This is a genomic window from Nocardia coffeae (genome assembly GCF_019890715.1).
GTDB classification, from domain to species: domain Bacteria; phylum Actinomycetota; class Actinomycetes; order Mycobacteriales; family Mycobacteriaceae; genus Nocardia; species Nocardia jiangxiensis.
Genome location: NZ_JAINZY010000001.1, coordinates 967500 through 983951 on the forward strand (window position 1 = coordinate 967500; position 16452 = coordinate 983951).

17 protein-coding genes are annotated in these 16452 nt (G+C 66.0%); 8 read left to right on the top strand and 9 right to left on the bottom strand.

What is annotated here, in order from left to right:
* Positions 1 to 3: 3 nt before the first annotated feature.
* A complete protein-coding gene (gene ramB, locus K7711_RS04180) occupies positions 4 to 1413 on the top strand; it encodes an acetate metabolism transcriptional regulator RamB (RefSeq protein ID WP_222964985.1) in 1410 nt (469 codons plus the stop codon).
* A gap of 254 nt (positions 1414 to 1667) precedes the next feature.
* Positions 1668 to 3311 carry a serine/threonine-protein kinase gene (locus tag K7711_RS04185; protein WP_222964987.1) on the top strand — a complete coding sequence of 548 codons (1644 nt, stop codon included), beginning with the start codon at positions 1668 to 1670 and terminating at the stop codon, positions 3309 to 3311.
* A 14-nt stretch (positions 3312 to 3325) separates the two neighbouring features.
* Here the strand turns inward: K7711_RS04185 and K7711_RS04190 are convergent, their stop codons facing one another.
* The 3 genes from K7711_RS04190 to K7711_RS04200 form a co-directional block, all read right to left on the bottom strand.
* Positions 3326 to 3787 (bottom strand): DUF4189 domain-containing protein, encoded by a 462-nt coding sequence (locus tag K7711_RS04190; protein ID WP_222964989.1) that lies wholly within the window; start codon positions 3785 to 3787, stop codon positions 3326 to 3328.
* Between the two features lie 115 nt (positions 3788 to 3902).
* Positions 3903 to 4505, bottom strand: coding sequence for a TetR/AcrR family transcriptional regulator (locus K7711_RS04195; protein WP_222964991.1), 603 nt, complete (start codon positions 4503 to 4505; stop codon positions 3903 to 3905).
* A gap of 26 nt (positions 4506 to 4531) precedes the next feature.
* Positions 4532 to 5026, bottom strand: a complete 495-nt coding sequence (locus K7711_RS04200) for a hypothetical protein (protein ID WP_222964993.1) — start codon at positions 5024 to 5026, stop codon at positions 4532 to 4534.
* 41 nt (positions 5027 to 5067) lie between these two features.
* Here K7711_RS04200 and K7711_RS04205 point away from each other — a divergent pair, with 41 nt between their 5' ends.
* On the top strand, positions 5068 to 5607 hold the full coding sequence (locus K7711_RS04205) for a carboxymuconolactone decarboxylase family protein (protein WP_222964995.1): 540 nt from the start codon (positions 5068 to 5070) through the stop codon (positions 5605 to 5607).
* 95 nt (positions 5608 to 5702) lie between these two features.
* On the opposite strand, the gene K7711_RS04210 is transcribed toward K7711_RS04205, so the two are convergent.
* Positions 5703 to 6560: an SDR family oxidoreductase gene (locus K7711_RS04210; protein WP_222964997.1), complete on the bottom strand. Its 858-nt coding sequence runs from the start codon at positions 6558 to 6560 to the stop codon at positions 5703 to 5705.
* 119 nt (positions 6561 to 6679) lie between these two features.
* On the opposite strand from K7711_RS04210, the gene K7711_RS04215 reads away from it, so the two are divergent.
* From K7711_RS04215 to K7711_RS04230, 4 genes are all read left to right on the top strand, one after another.
* Positions 6680 to 7081 (top strand): winged helix-turn-helix transcriptional regulator, encoded by a 402-nt coding sequence (locus tag K7711_RS04215; RefSeq protein ID WP_222966659.1) that lies wholly within the window; start codon positions 6680 to 6682, stop codon positions 7079 to 7081.
* A 219-nt stretch (positions 7082 to 7300) separates the two neighbouring features.
* A complete protein-coding gene (locus K7711_RS04220; RefSeq protein WP_235746549.1) occupies positions 7301 to 7528 on the top strand; it encodes a hypothetical protein in 228 nt (75 codons plus the stop codon).
* Positions 7529 to 7634: 106 nt separating this feature from the next.
* Positions 7635 to 7799: a hypothetical protein gene (locus K7711_RS04225; RefSeq protein ID WP_222964999.1), complete on the top strand. Its 165-nt coding sequence runs from the start codon at positions 7635 to 7637 to the stop codon at positions 7797 to 7799.
* Entirely contained in the window at positions 7796 to 7948 is a 153-nt protein-coding gene (locus K7711_RS04230; protein ID WP_222965001.1) for a hypothetical protein, read from the top strand. Before K7711_RS04225 ends, K7711_RS04230 begins: the two co-directional genes overlap by 4 nt.
* 96 nt (positions 7949 to 8044) lie before the next feature.
* On the opposite strand, the gene lpdA is transcribed toward K7711_RS04230, so the two are convergent.
* A complete protein-coding gene (lpdA, locus tag K7711_RS04235) occupies positions 8045 to 9448 on the bottom strand; it encodes a dihydrolipoyl dehydrogenase (protein WP_222965003.1) in 1404 nt (467 codons plus the stop codon).
* 103 nt (positions 9449 to 9551) lie between these two features.
* On the opposite strand from lpdA, the gene K7711_RS04240 reads away from it, so the two are divergent.
* Positions 9552 to 11615, top strand: coding sequence for a prolyl oligopeptidase family serine peptidase (locus tag K7711_RS04240; RefSeq protein ID WP_222965005.1), 2064 nt, complete (start codon positions 9552 to 9554; stop codon positions 11613 to 11615).
* 1 nt (position 11616) lies between these two features.
* Here K7711_RS04240 and K7711_RS04245 read toward each other — a convergent pair whose 3' ends face one another.
* From K7711_RS04245 to dmpG, 4 genes are all read right to left on the bottom strand, one after another.
* A complete protein-coding gene (locus K7711_RS04245) occupies positions 11617 to 12477 on the bottom strand; it encodes an alpha/beta hydrolase family protein (protein WP_222965007.1) in 861 nt (286 codons plus the stop codon).
* A gap of 25 nt (positions 12478 to 12502) precedes the next feature.
* On the bottom strand, positions 12503 to 14176 hold the full coding sequence (locus tag K7711_RS48840; protein WP_222965009.1) for an NAD-binding protein: 1674 nt from the start codon (positions 14174 to 14176) through the stop codon (positions 12503 to 12505).
* Positions 14177 to 14354: 178 nt separating this feature from the next.
* Entirely contained in the window at positions 14355 to 14987 is a 633-nt protein-coding gene (locus K7711_RS04255) for a TetR/AcrR family transcriptional regulator (protein ID WP_235746550.1), read from the bottom strand.
* A 398-nt stretch (positions 14988 to 15385) separates the two neighbouring features.
* Positions 15386 to 16438: a 4-hydroxy-2-oxovalerate aldolase gene (dmpG, locus tag K7711_RS04260; protein WP_040828258.1), complete on the bottom strand. Its 1053-nt coding sequence runs from the start codon at positions 16436 to 16438 to the stop codon at positions 15386 to 15388.
* Positions 16439 to 16452 lie beyond the last annotated feature (14 nt).

Below are 16452 nucleotides of genomic sequence, written 5' to 3' on the forward strand. Positions count from 1 at the left end.
CATATGGCCAAGACTTATGTCGGGTCGCGGCTTCGTCAGCTGCGCGCAGAGCGGGGCATGAGCCAGGTGTCGCTCGCCAAGAAGCTGGAGATCTCGGCGAGCTACCTCAACCAGATCGAGCACGACGTGCGCCCGCTGACGGTCCCTGTGCTGCTGCGCATCAGCGAGGTCTTCGGCGTCGACACCAGCTTCTTCTCCTCCCAGGACGATACCCGGCTGATCGCCGAGCTGCAGGAGGTGGTGATGGACCAGGAGCTCGCGATCGAGGCCGACGCGCAGGAGATCGCCGATATGGTCTCCGCACATCCGAGCCTCGCGCGCGCGATGGTCAACATGCACCGCCGCTACCGCAACACCACCGCCCAGCTCGCCGCGGCCACCGAGGACCGCTTCTCCGACGGCAGCGGTTCGGGCGCGATCTCCCGCCCGCACGAGGAGGTTCGCGACTTCTTCTATCAGCGGCAGAACTACATCCACGAACTGGACACCGCCGCAGAGGAACTCACCAACCGCATGCGCTTCCACGGCGGAGATCTCAAGCGCGAGATCGCCCGACGACTGTCCACCGTGCACGGCGTGCAGATCATCGAGCGAATCGATCTGGGCGAGGGCGTATTACACCGTTTCGACGCCGAGGCCGGGCGACTCGAGATCGCCCCGCACCTCTCGGGCGGACAGCGGGTGTTCAAACTCGCTGCCGAACTGGCCTATCTGGAATGCGGCGAGCTGATCGACAAACTGGTCGAAGAAGGCAATTTCGCCTCCGAGGACACCCGGATCCTGGCGAAATTGGGGCTGGCCAACTACTTCGCCGCCGCCACCGTGCTGCCGTATTCGCATTTCCACGAGATCGCCGAGGATTTCCGGTACGACATCGAGCGTCTCTCGGCGCATTTCACGCAGAGCTACGAAACGATCTGCCATCGGCTGTCCACCCTGCAACGCCCGAATCTGCGCGGTGTGCCGTTCTCCTTCGTGCGCGTGGACCGCGCGGGAAATATGTCGAAACGGCAGTCCGCCACCGGATTTCACTTCTCCTCCTCCGGTGGCACCTGCCCGCTGTGGAACGTCTACGAGACCTTCGCCTATCCCGGCCGGATCATGACCCAGATCGCGCAGATGCCCGACGGCCGCCGCTACCTGTGGATCGCCCGCACCGTCGAACGTCGCGCCACCCGCTACGGCGAACCCAGCAAAACCTTCGCCATCGGCCTTGGCTGCGAACTCCGCCACGCCGGACGCGTCGTCTACGCCGACGGCCTGGACCTCAACGACCCACAGGTGACCCCGATCGGCGCCGGCTGCCGAGTCTGCGCCCGCGCCAACTGCCCCCAGCGCGCCTTCCCACCCCTGGGCAAAACCCTCGACATCAGCGAACACCGCAGCTCCATCTCGCCGTACGTGTTGCGATAGGCGCGTTTCCTGTCGCGGCTGCATCGGGCGAGGACATTTCCCACTGAGCTGCAAGACGATTCACGAGCCCGTCGACGCACGCACCGGCACGATCGACCGACGAGCACCGCAATTCGATCTCCCGCAACAGGCGCGGTCGCCGATGCGGCCGACAATATTGTCGAGGACACTGCCAGGTCGATTGCGCTACATTCCCTCTGGGCCGCAGCACAGTTCACCAGCGCGGTCGACGTGTGCGTCGGGGAGGTTCGGTAGTGGGTTTGCAGCCGGGGGCTGTGTTCAACGAGTTCACCATCGAGCGCCTGCTCGGCTCCGGTGGGATGGGCACGGTGTATCTGGCCAAACACCCGCGTCTGCGCCGCCGGGTGGCGCTGAAAGTGCTCACCGACACCTTCACGCTGGATCCGAAGGCGCGCTTCGCCTTCGATCGCGAGGCGAACCTCGCGGCCGGGCTCGATCACCCCAATATCGTCCCGGTCTACGACCGCAATGCCGCCGACGATCCGGATCTGTGGCTGGCGATGCGCTATGTCGGCGGCGGCGACGCGGCCGCACTATTGAGCGAACATCCGGACGGCCTGGCCCCCGAGCGCGGTGTGCGGCTGATCGACGGTGCCGCGCGCGCACTGGATTACGCGCACGACCAAGGGGTGCTGCACCGGGACGTGAAACCGGCGAATCTGCTCATCGAGACCGATCACCGGCACAACGAGCGCGCGGTACTCACCGATTTCGGCATCGCCCGCACCCTCGACGACACCGTGACCATGTCCGGAATCGCCGCCAGCTTCGCCTATGCCGCCCCCGAACGATTCACCGATTCACCCGCCGACCGCCGCGCCGACATCTACTCCCTCGGCTGCACCCTGTACCAGTTGCTGACCGGACGTCCCCCGTTCCCGCGCAAGGACCAAGCGGCCGTGATCGGCGCACACCTGACCGCCCCACCACCCGCACCACGTGCCCTGCGCCCCGAACTCCCCGTCGAATTGGATGCCGTGATCGCCACGGCCCTGGCCAAATCACCGCAGGACCGCTACGCCACCTGCACCGCCCTCGCCGAGGCGGCGACCCGCTGCCTGACACCGGCCGCAGTGACCGTGCGCTGGGAATCCCCACGGTCACTTGCGTTTTCCACCGACCCGACACCGCAGCAACCGGCGGCCGCGCCGATGCCTCAACCACCGGTCGCCACACCGACCCACCACGCACCAACCGGTACCCCGACACCTCAGCCACCAGCCGCCGACCCGACACCTCGGCAAACGGTTGGCGACCCGACGCCCTCGTCATCAGCCCCCGACCGGGCATCCGCACAACCGGATGCCGCCCCGGCCTCCCCGCAACCGGATGCAAGTTCAGCCTCCCCACGACCGGTCACGGATCGAGCGCTCGCCGTGCCCACACTCCCGCGCCCGGTAGGCAAGTCGACGCCCCGGCCGTCGACCGCCGGTCAACCAGCAGGCGACGCGACACCTCCGCCACCGACTACCGCCCCGAGCCCTCCGCACCCGGACCATGCCCCGGAGCCACCGCCCCCGACGGAACCGGGCACCAGCGACGACCGTTCGCCCCGGGCCAGACGCCTCGCGACTGCGGCAGGCTCGGGCGTTCTGGTGGCAGCCATCGGCGTGGCGGGCGTGCTCTACGCGATGCGCGACAACCCGACCACACCCGCCACAACGCCGACGTCTTCGCCTGTCTCACAACAAGTTACGCCGACGACGACACCTGCCCCCAGCGCCACGCAAGCTGTCCCGACACCCCCGACCGTGGAAACCTCACTCGTCACCGCCGACTCACCCACCGAACAGGCTCAGCCCACCGCGCCCGCCGTGCAGCAGCACACGTACACGCCCGAGGCGCCACAGGTGCTCCCGCATTCGAAAACCTACTAGCCCGACCGGCCGATTCACCCGGCGTTGGCGGTGCACACGGTGTCCACCACGAACGCCGGCCTGACGACCCGCAAGGCCCACGGCTCATCGAGTCTTTGTTCGGGGACGGATTTCGCCTTCCGCTCCGCGGCAGCGCGCGTCGGACCGGTTCCCGTGTAGAAGGAGCGCAGCGTGGGCGAGACGACGAAGGGCCCCACAGCGTTCTGCACGCCCTCTTCGACCAGTGAGCCGCATTCGTTGTGCATCCGAGTCAGCACAACGCACGCGCGCCCGCCCGTCCGAGAACACGCGGCCAGAGCGGCCTTATCCGCGGCAGCCTGGTTCGGGTAGTCGACCGCCGAACCGGCGTGGTCCATTCCGGTAGCGATCGCGCCGTACAGATCTCCGGCAGCATTCGCGGTCCCCGCCCCAACCACGACAAGGATCCCACTGGCCGCAACAACCATGGCCGCCAAGGACTTTCCCAACAATGACATGTAATCAACCCCGGAATCGAACAGCAGTACCGGGCGATCATTGCGGTATTCCCCCTGATTGTCCAGCCACTATTTCCTATGCCGGTTGGGCGGCAACAATTTCCGCCTCGGATGGTTATCCGGAATCGTGTCGGCCACCGACTTGCAGACCTTCGAGAAATGCCGTGGCGAACTGCGCGGCATAGTGGTGCGGGTCGACCGAGGGGTGGGCGTCGAGATAGGCGAGCATGCCGTCCACGGCGCCTTGATAACTCACCGCCAGGATCCGCGGGTCGAGGTCGGAGCGGATATCGCCGGAGTCCTGGCCGCGTCGGAACATCTCTTCCTGGGAGGCATAGGTGTCCTCGTAGTCGTGCACGGTGAATATTTGCGCGCCCTCGGAATCTCTGAGGTTGAGCACGATCTGCTGAAGCGCCCGCAGTCGCGCGGCGTGGTTCTGCGGTAGGAGCGCTGCGGCGAGGATCGTCTCCCGCAGTACTTGCGGAAGCGGCGCGTACATGTCCACCGAATCGGCTACGGCTCTGCGGATTTCGCCGAGCGCTTCCTCCGCCGTCCGGCGCATGAGCGTCTCGCGGCCGCCGAAGTAGTGCGAGATCAGCCCTTTCGAAACCCCTGCGACCTCGGCGACGGCCTCGAGACTCGCTGCGGCGTAACCACGTTCGGCAACGATCCGGATGGTGGCCTGAATGATCTGGTTCTCGCGCTCACTCTGACTCAACCGCCGCCTCGCCGGACGCTCCGCCATCAGCGGTCCGCCAGAGTGTTCTCATCGCGCCGCGCGGCATGCATCGACACGCAGGTGACCACCGCGGCCATGAGTACGGCGATGGCGATCATCTCGATCCGCATCCACACCGGAAACATCTCCGGCACAAGCGCTTCGACGATATTGACCAGAAACAGGACCGCGGCGATCAGCCCCACGGCACGCAAGGCCCAGCGACTTCCCGACCGTGCGGAACGCATTCGCAACGGCAGTAGTACGGCGAACAACATCACGATCACAGCATGACCCCAGGCATCTTTCGTCGCCTGGGCGGCATCGACAACCGACAGCACCGCCAGCGCCACGATCGTGGCCGACACGATGACGACGTAGCCCCGAACGAGCGCGTCGGCACGGCGGAGCCACAGGAGATCACGAACCTCAGAGCTATTGACCATGCAGACAATAATATTGGCCACATGGTCAATAAGCAACGCCGATCGCTGGACGCTTCTGCGAACGCCGCTGTACATCACCTCTGGCCGCCGATCCCGGGCACCTGTTAGCGTGAGGCATGGTGACGACGAAGCCGCGTATCGAACCGGGCCGCCTGCGTGAACTCGGACCGGTGAACTGGGTTGCCTGGCAAGTACTTTCGCGTGCAGCGGGCACTCCCGACGCCCATCTGTTCAGCACGCTGGGCCGCACCGGCGGCCTGTTCCGCGGCTGGCTGCACTTCTCCGGCCGCCTGATGCCCGGCGGCAAGCTCCGCCGCTACGAAACCGAACTGGTCATCCTGCGCGTGGCCCACCTGCGCGACTGCGAATACGAGACCGACCACCACATCCGCCTGGGCAAACGCGCCGGAGTCACCCGCGAGATCCTGGACCGCCTCCGCGAAGGCCCCGAGGCCCCCGGCTGGTCCGACAAGGAACGCGCCCTCCTGACCGCCGTAGACCAGCTGGTGCGCACCCGCGACATCGACGAGGCCGCCTGGTCCGCGCTCTCCACCCACTACGACGAGCAGCGCCTCATCGAAATCGTCCTGCTCACAAACCAATACGAGGGCCTGGCCAGCACCATCACCACCCTGCGCATCCAAACCGACCACTGAGCCACCACCCGGATCGCCGAGGCCACCACATCAGCGAAAACGGCCATGCGCGAGGCAGACTCGCGCTGACGACCGGGCGATAGCGGGCGCGGAAATTACCGTACGAGGGCGGCGCGGAGGACCTCGGCGGGCGGTGTGGCCGGGCGGCCGATCAGCGCGGCCAGGTCGCCCGTGGTGACGTCGAGCCAGCCGTCGCGGATGCCGGTGTCGGCGTTGGCGAGGACGTGGGCGACCGGGGTGGGCAGGCCGTTCTGTTCCAGGGCTGCGGCGTATTCGGCCTCGGAAACGTCCGAGTAGTCGACCGATTTGCCGGAGACCTCCGAAATCACCTGCGCCAGAGCGGGATAGGTCAAGCTTTCGCCGCCCAGTTCGTAGCTTCGCCCGGCGTGACCGTCGGTGGTGAGCACGGCCGCAGCCGCCTCGGCGTAGTCCGCACGGGCGGCGGCGGAGACCCGGCCTTCGCCCGCGCTGCCGTGCAGCACGCCGTGTTCGGCTGCCGCGGCGGCGCGATCGGTGTAGTTCTCCCAGTACCAACCGTTGCGCAGAAAGACGTGCGGCACAGTCGATTCGGCCAATACGGCCTCGGTGTCGCGATGCTCCTGAGCGAGGACCATCGGGTTCTCGTCGGCCCGCGGGATGCTCGTGTAGGCGAGCAGTCGCACCCCGGCGCGCTCGGCGGCGCGGATGACGCCGGTGTGCTGGGCGACCCGGTCACCGAAGTCGGTACCGGAGATCAGCAGCAGCCGATCGACCCCGGCGAGCGCACGATCGAACGCCTCGTCATCGCCGTAGGACGCCTGTCGAATCTCCACTCCCCGCTCGGCCAGATCGGCCACCTTGGCCGGATTCCGGACGATCGCGACGATCGGCCCGGCATTCCTGCGCAACAACGCTTCGACCACGAGACGACCCAGCTGACCACTGGCTCCGGTGACGGCGACGGTCTCAGTCATATCCACCTCCTGAATAGGTACGATTCATCATGCACTAACTAATAGTAAGTACCCAGCATTCCCCAACTACTGTGCTTCATGTCACTACCATGCCGATAGGTAGTATTGCTGTCATGACCATGCGGGATGCCCAGCCGACCGAAAGCGCCGACGACGCGCTGGATTCGCTGGAACCCGACGTCTTCGCCCGAAACTGCACCTCCCGCCCCGTGCTGCAGAACGTCGCGAGCCGCTGGGGCATCCTGGCCCTGGCCGCCCTGCGCGAGGGCCCCTACCGCTTCAACGCCCTACGCCGCCGCGTGGACGGCGTCAGCGAACGCATGCTCTCGCAAACCCTGCAGACCCTCGAACGCGACGGCCTGGTCCACCGCGAGGCCCACCACACCATCCCCCCGCACGTCGAATACACCCTCACCGACCTGGGCGCCCAGGTCGCCGAGAAAATCCACGACCTGATCGTCATCCTGGAAGGCAACATGGACACCGTCCGCGCCGCCCAGGCCGGCTATCACCGCGAGTGAGATTCGGCCTCACCGCTCGACCTGCCCTTGCGCCAGCTGACCGCAACGGAAGATCAACGCAGCCGCAACCGCAGCGCATCCCATCCGGCCAGTTTTCGGTGCACGGTGGACGAAGCTGCCGATACCGAACAGCCGAAGCGGAAAATGTAGTCCGTATTCCACTCGAAAGTGCTGCAGCACAAGGGAACCAGGAACAATCAATCGAAACGGAGGGGTTCGATGATTTCACCGATCCTCAGGACGAGTACCTCCATGGACACCAGCGTCTGGATGCCCCGCTTCCCGCACGACGCACTCGACGAGACGATGAGCCTCGCGGCCGCACACTTCGCCATGCAGCGGCACCGCGACTGCAGCATCACCGACTGCGCCCGCAAGCGCACAGCCTGGAAGGTGCTGGTCACAGCCGGACGCATCCATCCCGACACACATCGGACCGGAAAATGAGCGGCCCGTCCGCCCGGCCACTCGCGGTTCGCAAGCGATATTGGGCACGCGACAAGCCCGAGCGCACGCGATGCGGCCGGAACCTCGCTGGGCAGCCGGTACTGCCATGACGATTTCCCCGGACGATCTGTGGTGCGACTGGTGCGGCCACCGCAACCTCGAGATCCACCGGTACGACGACCACGTGTTCTGCAGCGTCATCTGCGTCCGGCAATACCGGACGCAGACACCCCGGCCAGCGGTGATCGATCTGCGCGAGCGCCAGAAATGAGCGACGAGCTTCCCCGCCGCACACCCGGCGCACACCACATCCCGCGCTATCGGACCACGCTTCCCGCGGCGGCGCTGCTCATTCGCGTCGCAACCGGACTGGACGATTGGGCCGAACGCGACCGCGTCACGAAAGATATGAGCCCATGACGACAGCGAATAGTATTGCGCACGAACGGAAGTACTAGAGGAAGACACCAAGGTGCCCTCCGGTTCGAAAACCGGAGGGCACCTTGGTGATACCGATCAGAAGTTGATCATGTGGCCGGCGAGGCCGTGGATCGCTTCCTGCAGCGCCTCGCTCAACGTCGGATGGGTGTGGACGTTGCGGGCCAGTTCGTTGACGGTCAGGTCCCACTTCTGCGCGAGGGTCAGTTCGGGCAGGAGTTCGGAGACGTCGGGGCCGATGAGGTGGCCGCCGAGGAGTTCGCCGTACTTGGCGTCGGCGATCAGCTTGACGAAACCGGTGGGGTCGCCCAGGCCGTGCGCCTTGCCGTTCGCGGTGAACGGGAAGTTCGCGACCTTGACGTCGTAGCCCTCGGCGCGGGCCTGCTCCTCGGTGAGGCCGAAACTGGCGACCTGCGGCTGGCAGAACGTCGCGCGCGGCATCATCCGGTAGTCGCCCAGCGTGAGGGTCTCCGCACCGCCGATGGTCTCGGCCGCGACCACGCCCTGCGCCTCGGCGACGTGCGCCAGCTGCAGTTTCGCGGTGACGTCACCGATCGCGTAGATGTGCGGGACGCTGGTGCGCATGTAGTCGTCGATCGCGATCGCGCCGCGATCGGTGAGCTGCACACCCGTGTTCTCCAGGCCGTAGCCCTGCACGCGGGGTGCGAAACCGACGGCCTGCAGTACCTTGTCGACCGTCACGGTCTCGATCGAACCGGACTTGTTGTCCTTGATCGACACCGAGACCTTCGAACCGTTGTCCTCGATGGACTGCACCGACGCACCGGTGGTGATCGTGACACCCAGCTTCTTGTACGCCTTGGTGATCTCCTTGGAGACGTCGGCGTCCTCGTTCGGCAGCGCGCGGTCCAGGAACTCCACGATCCGCACGTCGACGCCGTAGTTCTTCAGAACGTACGCGAACTCCATGCCGATCGCGCCGGCGCCGACGATCAGGATCGACCCCGGCAGATCACGGGTGAGGATCTGCTCCTCGTAGGTGACCACGTTCTGCGACAGCGACGTGCCCGGCAGCAGTTTGGTCTCGGTGCCGGTGGCGATGATCGCGTTGTCGAACGTGATCGTCTCGCTGCCGCCCTTGCTCAACGCGACCGAGAGCGTGTGGGCGTCGGTGAACGTACCGGCCCCGTCGTACTCATCGATCTTGTTCTTCTTCATCAGGAAGTGCACGCCCTTGACGCGGCCGTCGGCGACCTTGCGGCTGCGGTCGAACGCCGCGCCGAAGTCGAAGCTCGCCTCGCCCGAGATTCCGAACGTCCTGGCTTCTTTGGTGAAAATATGCGCGAGCTCCGCATTGCGCAGCAGGGCCTTGGACGGAATGCACCCGACGTTCAGGCACACCCCACCCCAGTATTTCTGCTCGACGATCGCTGTTCGCAATCCGAGCTGTGCGGCGCGGATCGCGGCGACGTAACCGCCGGGCCCGGCGCCGAGAACGACGACATCGTAGTGGGAAGTCACGGCGACGAGTCTAGTCACGGCGTGTTGCCTTGCAGCCGTGGGTGGTGATCCACAACCACAGTTCGCCGCGAGGACCGCGGAGTCCTCGGTAAGAATGTCAGCTATGAGTGGTGCGCAGGAACAGCAGACCGACCCCTACCTCTGGCTCGAGGAGGTGACGGGCGATCGGGCCCTGGACTTCGCGCGCGCACACAACGACGTGGTCGTCGAGCGGTTCGCCACCACGGACCGGTTCAACGAGCTCGAGCATCGCATCCTGGACATGCTCGACACCGACACCCGCATCCCGTACCCGACTCGGCGCGCGCAGTGGCTGTACAACTTCTGGCGCGACGCCGAACATCCCAAGGGCCTGTGGCGACGCACCACCTTCGCCGAGTACGCGACCGACAGCCCCGAGTGGGAGGTGCTGATCGATCTGGACGCGCTGGCCGCGGCCGAGGAGGAGAACTGGGTGTGGGCCGGTGCGGCGGTGCTGCGGCCGGCGCAGTCCCTGGCGCTGATCAGCCTGTCCCGCGGCGGCGCGGACGCCAAGGTGGTGCGCGAATTCGATATGCGGACCAAACAATTCCGCGCACCCGAGGACGGCGGGTTCCACCTCCCCGAGGCCAAATCGCAGCTGAGTTGGATCGACGCCGATTCGGTCTATGTCGGAACGGATTTCGGCCCCGACTCGCTCACCGACTCCGGCTATCCGCGGATTGCCAAGCGCTGGCGGCGCGGCACCCCGCTCGAGCAGGCGCACACCATCCTGGAGGGTGAGGCGACCGATGTCGCGGTCTCCGCCGGATACGACCGCACCCCCGGCTACGAACGCCATTTCGTCTCTCGCGCAACAGATTTCTACAACGAGATCGCCTATCTGATCGAGGACGACGGCACCCTGCGGCGCTTGGAGACCCCCACCGACGCATCGGTGTCCTGGTACCGGGACTGGCTGCTGCTGCGCCTGAAGACACCGTGGGAGGTGGGCGGCGCGACCTATCCCGCGGGTGCGCTGATCACCATGAGCCTGACCGAATTCCTGGACGGCGCAAGGAATTTCGAGACGATCTTCACCCCCGACGAGCACACCGCACTGCACGGCTACGGCTGGACCGAACACCATCTGCTGCTGATCACCCTCGAGGACGTGCAGACCAGGCTCTACGTGCTCACCCAGACCGACAGCGGCTGGACGCGCGAAACGCTCACCGACGTCCCGCCGATGGCGACCACCAATGTGATGAACCTCGACCCGCTCGAGGGCGGCGACGAATTCATGCTCACCTCCAGCGGTTTCACCACACCGGCCACCCTGCTGTCCGGTTCGGTGGGCGGGCCGACCACGCTGCTCAAACAGGAACCCGGATTCTTCGACACCGAGGGCATCGAGACCGAACAGTTCTTCGTCCGGTCCGATGACGGAACGATGGTGCCCTACTTCGTGATCCGGCATCGCGATCGGCGCGGGCAGGCCGGTCCGACGGTGATGTCCGGCTACGGCGGCTTCGAGATCTCCCGCACGCCGGGCTACAACGGCGCGTCCGGGATGGGCTGGCTCGAGCGCGGCGGCACCTGGGTGATGACGAATATCCGCGGCGGCGGCGAGTACGGGCCGCAGTGGCACACCCAGGCGCTCAAGGCCGATCGGCACCGGGTCTACGAGGACTTCTCCTCGATCGCGAAAGATCTCGTGGCCCGCGGCATCACGACCGCACCGCAGCTGGGCGCGGTGGGCGGCAGCAACGGCGGGCTGCTGATGGGCGTGATGCTCACCCGGTATCCGGAACTTTTCGGCGCGATCGTCTGCCAGGTGCCGCTGCTGGATATGCGGCGCTATCACCTGCTGCTGGCCGGGGCGTCCTGGGTGGCCGAATACGGCGACCCGGACAAGCCCGAGGAATGGGAGTACATCAGCAAGTACTCCCCCTATCAGAACGCGCGCGCCGACCGGCCCTATCCGCCGATCCTGCTGACCACCTCCACCCGCGACGACCGCGTCCACCCCGGCCACGCCCGCAAGATGGCCGCACTGCTCGAAGAACAGGGCCACACCCTCTGGTACCACGAGAACATCGAGGGTGGGCACGGCGGCGCGGCCGACAACAAGCAGATGGCGTTCCAGGCAGCGCTGATCTACGAGTTCTTCACCCAGATGCTCATGGAGGACCGCGAGCAGGCGTGAATCACCGGTCCCGCAGCCAGGTTTCGATGCGATCGACGGTGCTGCCGGGATCGGTGATCCAGCCGTTGTGCCCCAACGGTTTCGGCTCGTGCCAGGTCGTCACCGCCGCGTTCGGCAGCTTCTCCAGCAGGTGCGCGGCCGAACCGCGCGGAGTCAGATCGTCGCCCTCGACGGTGATCGACAGCACCGGCAGTTTCAGGCGCGCGATGCGTTCCTCGTAGTCGATGTCCGCACCGACGGGGACGAATCGGCCGGTGCGGGCCAGCCGCGCCCAGTCGGAGATGAGCACCTTGGACTGGCGGCCGAATCCTCCGGCGGTGATGCGGTCGCCGGGCCAGAAGCCCGCGAGATTGGCCGTGAGCGAGATGGCGGCCGGACCCAGCAGCATTCCGGACCGGAAGATACCGCTGTAACCGCGGAAATACGGTGTGCCGGAGGCGATCAGAATCAGCCCGCCCAGGCGTCCGCGGATCCGCGCGGCGTACATCGTGGCGAGTTGCCCACCCATGCTGTGCCCCAACAGAATCGGCGTGCTGTCCGGGAAACGTTCGCGCACCACCTCGAAGATCGCCGGGAAGTCCACCGAGACGAGTTCGTGGTAGCCGTAGGTGCTGTCCGCATCCGGTTTCGGACTGCTGTCGCCGTTTCCGCGCAACTCCCCGATCGCCACGTCCACCCCGCGTCCGGCCAGCTCCCGGGCGAAATCGCCGTAATAGATCCCCGGCACCCCCAGCCCGGGAATGATCACCACCACCGCCCGCGGCGCGTCCGGCGTGATCGGATGCCGATGCTGCCCGCGGGCCGCAACCAACCGCACCGGCACGGTACTACCATCGGGCACCTGAATCGGAACAGTCTCCATGCGGGCACGCTACCGCGCGCACGTCTCAGGCACTGACCGTGTCGGGCTCGGGGGTATCCCCCTCGACGGCTTCGCTGCGCTGCAACAACTCGCCCAATCCGGTGCGGGTGGTGACCACGACGATCTGATTACCTTCGGCGAGTTCGGTATCCGGGGCGGGCTGCCATTCGAGTCCCGCGCCCCCGCTGTGCTGCATGGCGATGACGCGGGTGTGTTCGGGCAGGTCCGCGGTGTCCAGCGGCTTGCCGACCAGGTCCGAACCCGCTTGCACCGGAACCTCGGCGACCATCAGGTGGGCCGCGCCGACCGACAGCGTCGCGATCACCCGGCGTTCACTCATCGCCGCCGCGAATCCGTCGGCGGCGAGCTGGAAGACGCTGCGCACCACGGCTTTGCGCAGGCTGCGCTGCACTCGGTCGGCGAGATCGTCGTCGGACAGGCGCAGCACCACCTGCAGATCGTCGCGATAGGACTGGCCGAGCATGGCGGCCTCGAGATTCACCGCATCACTGCTGGTGGCCAGCACGAGGGCCCGCGCCCGCGAAACTCCGGCAGCGCGCAGCGAATCGTCCCAGGTGGCCTGGCCGATGACGACCGGCGCCCCCAGCGCGCGAGCCTGCGCGACACCGCGCGCGTTCTCGTCGTGATCCAACCCGACCACGCGAACACCGAGGTCACTGAGCTGTTCGAGAACGCGTCGACCGACATTGCCGAGCCCGGCCACGATGACGTGATCGGTGAAGCGGGCCGGGTCGGGCGCGCCGACATCGGACAGTTGCGCCCGCAACACCCCGCCCACCACCAGCGCGGTCACCACCGGCGTCATCGTCAGGCCCAGGAAGGTGATGCCCAGCTGCACCACCTTGAACGTCGTGCTCTTCTCCGGCTCGGGTGCGGCCGCCCCCGCCGCATCCAACATCGTCTCGTAAACCGCTGTGCCCCAGCCAGTTCCAACCATGACGAGCAGGCAGCAGCCGAACGCTATCATCGCGATCAGCCCCAGCAGCAGCCGAATCAGGGCGTGGCGCGCCAGATACCGGATCAGGCTCAACCAGACTCGCGGCGCACCAGGCGAATACGGCTCCCGGCCGGACAGTGCGAGCACCCGCCCGGTCGCGGGCGCGACGGGCGTCAGCGCGATATCCGATCCGGGTCCCTCCACGAGTCCGCACACCACCCGGTCCGCGGGCGTCTCGGCCGAACTCCCGACATACAGGGTGCGGTCGGCAAGCCGCAGATAGTCGAAGGCATTCTCACTGACCGCCGCCGCGATGAACGAGGGCGCGGCCATCTCCGACATGGACAGCACCACACAGTCGGCGAACAACGTCCGAATGCGAAATCCCAAGCCGGTATTGAACATTCGGATGACCAGCCGGATCCCCGGATTCAGCTCGTTCGCCCGCAGCGCCGCGTGAAAGTTCTCCACATCGGCCTGATCCACCAGCGCCAACGCCCGCGCCTCGGCCACTCCGGCCGCACGCAACGTCTTCTCGTCGATCCGCGACGCACACTGGATCCGAACCCGCTCCAACCGCTCGAGCTGCGGGATGTAACTCCCCTCCAGATTCGGCACCACGACCGTCACCGTGGCCCGAGCGAACCGAGTCACCAGGCGCAACGCCAACTGATAAACGAGCGGATTATCCCCGCAGACAACGAAACCCGGCCCCACCGCATGCTCCTGCCCCGAACTCACATCCCCGATGCTAGCGGGCCGAACCTCGCCTCACAGGAACCTTTGCCACGCGACAAAACCGAAACACCAGTTCGCAGCACCAAGTTTCACCAACCCCGGAGAGCACCGACACCCGGTTTGCGGCGCGGTGAGCCCAAGGGCGCCGCAAACCCGCCGGATCGAAGCGGAGGCAGAAAACTCAGGCACCTACCGCACCGATGATGATCCGGCGTAAGACTTGGATGATGTCGTCCAGGCTGGGGCGAGGGTCGGTGCCGCTCCAGGCGTCGACGACGTAGTTGACCGCACCGATGATCGCCAGGACGCGCATCTCGTAATCGCCGGTCGGGATTTCTCCGTGTAGCGCAGCGTCTTCCGCGGCGCCGGCCAGCAGGGCGCCCCAGGCGCGGCGCAATTCCAGCCGGAACTTCTCCACCTTCGGGCCCGCGCCGACCACTTCGACCAATGCCACGCGAGCCTTGCGCGGATCGCGGCCGATGGCCTCGATATAGGAACGCACGCAGGCGTCGATGACCTCGACCGCGGGACGATCGGCATGATCGGCCAATGCGGCGGCCACCGCGTCCCGCGATTGCCGGTCGATCTGTTCGTATAGCTCGAGTAGCAGTGATTCGCGGCCGGTGAACTCCTCGTAGAACTGTCGCGAAGAGAGGCCGGCGTCTTTGCAGATCGCACCGACCGAACTATTTCCATACCCGTCTCTGGCGAACACCGTCAATCCGGACTCCAGAAAACGCGCACGTCGTTGTCGCTGCCGGTCTTCTACGGGCTGCCCGGCGTACATTCTGCCCGCATTAGTCTCCTGTGACATTGCGCCAGACAATACAGAAGGGCCCGATCCCCTCGTCATGGATCGGGCCCTTCGTTTTCACCTTCGACCAACCGGGCATTAGCCGAAAGTTGGCTGTATTACCGGCAATACCGATGACCTACCGCACCGGGCCGGTGTCCAACCGTTAGCCAACTCGGAGCATTCCGAGCGGCCCTCGCAATCATAACCGTTTTATAGGATTTTTCTAGAGTTAATTTGAATCGTCTCACTGAACGCACGCGGAACCGCCCGCCATTCTCCGGAACATCCGGTACGGCTCCATCCACTCATCGCCCGCGAACCGACACTCGTTACAACCCGAAAACTGACACTCGTTACAGCACAACGACGAGGGGCCGCGGACGGTGATCCGTCCGCGGCCCCTCGGGCAGCTGTGGTCAGGCGGTGACGGCCTGCTGCTCGCGCTGAAGTTCCAGCGCGATATCGATCAACTGGTCCTCCTGCCCGCCGACGAGCTTGCGCTTACCCGCGCGCACCAGCATCTCCGCCGCGGAGACCCCGTACCGCTCGGCTTGGCGCTCAGCATGTTTGAGGAAGCTCGAGTACACGCCCGCGTAGCCCATCATCAGAGCCTGACGATCGAGCAGACATTCCTGCGGCATCGCCGGACGCACCACGTCCTCGGCCGCATCGGCGATCGCGAAGAAGTCGATCCCGGTCTTGATCCCGATCTTGTCGGCCACCCCGATGAACGCCTCGACCGGCGTATTGCCCGCGCCGGCGCCGAACCGCCGCGCACTCCCGTCGATCTGCTTCGCGCCCGCGCGCACCGCGTAGATCGAATTCGCCACGGCCAGATCGAGATTCTCGTGCCCGTGGAAGCCGACCTGCGCATCATCACCCAGCTCGGCGACCAGCGCGGAGATGCGATCGGAGACCTGATCCAGCACCAGCGCACCCGCCGAGTCGACGACGTACACGCACTGGCATCCGGCATCGGCCATGATCCGCGCCTGCTTCGCCAGCACCTCCGGCGGCTGCGAATGCGACATCATCAGGAAGCCCACGGTCTCCAGACCAAGATCCCGCGCATAGCCGAAGTGCTGGATGGACACATCCGCCTCGGTGCAGTGCGTGGCGATGCGCACGATCGACGCACCGTTGTCCTGCGAGATCTTGATGTCCTCCTTGACGCCCACACCGGGCAGCATGAGAACCGCGATCTTGGCCTGCTTCGCGGTCTGCGCCGCGATGGTGACCAGTTCCTGCTCGGGGGTCTTGGAGAATCCGTAGTTGAACGAGGATCCGCCCAGGCCGTCGCCGTGCGTCACCTCGATCACCGGAATACCCGAGTTATCCAGGGCCGCAACGATATCGCGCACCTCGGTCGCGGTGAACTGATGCCGCTTGTGGTGCGATCCGTCCCGCAGCGAGGTATCGGTGACGCGAACGTCCAACTCCTGCGAATAGGGCTGCTTCACGTAATTCATGATGGTGCTCCCTT